Genomic DNA, 3,318 nt, shown 5'->3' with positions numbered 1-3,318 from the left:
GTAAAATAGAGTCAACTTTATTAAATAAAATACCCAAGCTATCAACTATCATATTATCTTTCACTATTGCTAATGGAGGTTTTTTATAAAGTTTTTTTTCTTCTATTCTATTTTCATCTTCATTTGAAGTTATTTCTATATCTTCAATAGTTGATATTTCATTAGTTATGTTATGTATGCATATAGTTTTATCCTTAAAGTTTAATATTATAGAATGTGGACATACATATTTATAAGAATAAACATTAAAAACTATATATCTATCATCAATGATTTCTTTTTTACCACTACAAGCAGCAAGTAGCAAAAGTATTATAAGAATATATTTTTGCATAATTTAATTATTTAGATTTTCCTATATTAAAGAATGATACCCATTTATCTCTGTTTATAGTGTCGTTTTTCATATTGAAATCTCTTACTAAGTAAAAGATATCCCATTCTTTTCCTGTGGGATTGAAGCAGTAATACATACACTTATTTCCTTTAAAATAGTTAAATGACATATAAACATATTGATCTGGGGCAGGCATTGCTTTTTCGCACGAAAATGGTGTTCCATCTTGCAGAATAGAATCTATTTTCTCAAATAAAACGTCTGTATCAGTGGTCATTTTATTATCAGCTATAAATCCTAACTCATAAATAGTATTATAATCAATTCTATCATTCTTCTGTTTAATAGCTTCTTTAGGTAAAGTCCCTTCTACTACTTCTACTTCATCTTCCACAAATCGGTCAAAGTTAGCTTCATTTATTATATTATGAACAAATACAGATTTGTCCTTAAAATCTAATGTTATAGAGTGAGACCCTAGTTTTTTTCCTATATATAAATTGAAAATGAGTTGTCTATCATCAATGGGTTCATTTTTCTTCTTCTCCTGACAAGCAACAAGAGGTAAGAGAAGTATTATAAAAATATATCTTTGCATAATTATTTCATTTATTATAGAATAACTTCCATTTATCAGCATTTATTGTATCATTTTTTATAATAAAATCTTGTGCTAAATAAAATATATCCCATTCATATTGTGTAGGTCTAAAACAAGAATAAATAAGCTGATTATCTTTAAAATATGTAAAAGACATATAGGCATCCTCATCTGGCATAGGGGGATGATTAATACAAGAAAAAGGAAATTTCTCTTGTAAAATATTATTTATTTTTACAAATAAGCTATCTGTTTTTTGAGTTATTTTATTGTCTATTATCATCCCTTTGGGATAAATACTATAAATAGAAGTCCACTTGATATTATAACTTGGTGGTGGAGGCGGAGGGTTAAATTCAAACATTCCTTCATTTGCAATATTATGAATAAAAACTGATTTATCTTTAAAATCTAAGGTAATACTATAAGAAGGCACTTTTTTTGAAGTATATAGATTAAAAACTATATACCTATCATCAATTACTTCTTTCTTACCTTTTTCACCACAAGCAGTAAGAGATAAAAGAATTAATAAAATGTATTTTTTCATAATTATTTTCTAATATTGTATTGGTATTACATTCTTATATAAATCGTGATAAGTCTGGATCTTCATTTTAGTGCCATAAAGAAAATTTTTCCAAGCATCATATTGAAACTTATAAGGAGGCTTCTCTGCGTGAGGACGATATATTACAAATGCAGGCATTCTTTTTATTCTTTTTTTATAGAATAAATTCACATAGTGTATAGCCATAGGAACATCTCCCCTACTACTACCTGCCCCTGATGCTACATCATCTTTCCCTTTAGCAGTACCTGGATGGCTATGAAAATGAATTTTTAAATCAAGGTCAGTATAATTTTCAGGTGGAGGAAGAACTCCTGGAGATTCTGAGTAATTAAGTGTAGCTAAAACATACAAAGATTTTTTAGTAGTTCTTTTTTCATAATTTAATAAAGCCCACTCTGCTTCAATAGAAGCATCACATACAAATTTAAACAATTTATAAGCATCATCTTTATTAGAGATTGTTATATAAACCCCGTCTTTTATTCCCCAATATTGAGTATCACTTTTGTATGGATTCCTTCTCTCCGCCAATTCTTCTATCACCTTCCCTTCATTAAGTGTAATAAACTTATTCCTTACCCCCTTATCCCAATTAGCCTTTGTATGTAGTCTATACATATTATGACCATTAGTTTCTGAAACTTTTGTAATATATCCTTCTTCATCTACTATAAAATCTTTTATTTTTGGAGGTGGTGCAGCTACTTTAAGAGTAGCTGTTACGGATTGTCCTGTTTCTCTAAGTGTGATTGTTATTGTTGCCATAGGTGTTATTTTTTAGTGTTTATAACTGTTAGAGGTATTTGTTCTTTGGTGTCATTTGTAAAGGCGTAATCTTTTAGTGTGTCATTTTCTAAGATGTTGCCCTTATATTTGAAGTCAAGGCCTTTATTATCGAGGCTGAAATCCATTGTTAGTCCTGATAGATTTTCTCCTTCAATCACTAAATAGACCTCTTGCTCATCTTCTCCTAAGTCTATTTTATTACCTTGTAAGTCTGTAAAATAGGCTTCTGTAATATCAGGTTTTGTGAGTATATCATTTACGAACTTACCAAAATCCATAAAGGGATTTATCATATCCATTTTAATAGGGTCAGCATTAAGGAGATTTCGTGTAGTTATCTCAGCTACTTGTCCGTGATTGATAATGTCAATGCAATCAGTGCCGCCAATAGGGCAAGTGCCTTTGCTGTCTTCTAAAAGCGGATGCCCATTGTTGATTTCGTAGGTTACCTTTTCGTGCGCTCCACTCCACTGTGTTACTACTGCTTGGCAGGGGTTAAAACTGTTGCCTGTGGGTTGTAATTTACATAGCCCAAAAGTATTTTTCTCAAAAGTGCTACCTATATCAGCAGTGGTAGCTACAAGTTTCTCTTTAGGCTCTTCTTCATTAATATAGTGCTTGTTTTGAGTAAGCACCTTGAGCTTATCGGGTGTAGTACCAAACTTGCAATTGCAAGTTGCCCCTTGGCAAACTAAGTGTTTCTGTGCCAGAATATATTGTTTTTTATTGATGCTACAAATGTAAGTATTATTTTTGAATTGACAATGGATAGTAAATAATTTTATAAAAATTTATCCCCACAAGTGTGCACTTGTGGGGATTTTTATTAGAGTATAATGTGTTTAAACTTTTTTGAGCAACTTGGAAATAAACCCGAACAGGAGCATTCTAATTTAAGTTATATCAAGAAAATAAACATCTGGTTGCACTCCTTTATTAAAGCTAAATCTTTTTTTCTACCCTTAAAAAGCTAATAATCCAATGAATTATTGTATCTTTGCACAAAGTTCCTGAATTTTG

4 protein-coding genes and 1 pseudogene are annotated in these 3,318 nt (G+C 30.3%); all 5 read right to left on the bottom strand.

The window, feature by feature from the left end; genetic code table 11:
* Positions 1-334 (bottom strand): annotated as a pseudogene (locus HMPREF9073_RS15190) (hypothetical protein); the annotation flags it as partial.
* A gap of 7 nt (positions 335-341) precedes the next feature.
* Positions 342-935, bottom strand: a complete 594-nt coding sequence (locus tag HMPREF9073_RS15185) for a hypothetical protein (protein ID WP_051046619.1) — start codon at positions 933-935, stop codon at positions 342-344.
* A gap of 7 nt (positions 936-942) precedes the next feature.
* Positions 943-1,488, bottom strand: coding sequence for a hypothetical protein (locus tag HMPREF9073_RS15180; protein WP_009414516.1), 546 nt, complete (start codon positions 1,486-1,488; stop codon positions 943-945).
* 9 nt (positions 1,489-1,497) lie between these two features.
* Positions 1,498-2,277, bottom strand: a complete 780-nt coding sequence (locus tag HMPREF9073_RS15175) for a hypothetical protein (protein ID WP_009414515.1) — start codon at positions 2,275-2,277, stop codon at positions 1,498-1,500.
* 5 nt (positions 2,278-2,282) lie between these two features.
* Positions 2,283-3,008 (bottom strand): DUF4280 domain-containing protein, encoded by a 726-nt coding sequence (locus tag HMPREF9073_RS15170; RefSeq protein ID WP_034556078.1) that lies wholly within the window; start codon positions 3,006-3,008, stop codon positions 2,283-2,285.
* Positions 3,009-3,318: the final 310 nt, after the last annotated feature.

The organism is Capnocytophaga sp. oral taxon 326 str. F0382 (assembly GCF_000318295.1).
Taxonomy (GTDB): domain Bacteria; phylum Bacteroidota; class Bacteroidia; order Flavobacteriales; family Flavobacteriaceae; genus Capnocytophaga; species Capnocytophaga periodontitidis.
Note: the sequence above shows the minus strand (reverse complement) of the source record. Positions and strands in the feature narration are given on the sequence as shown.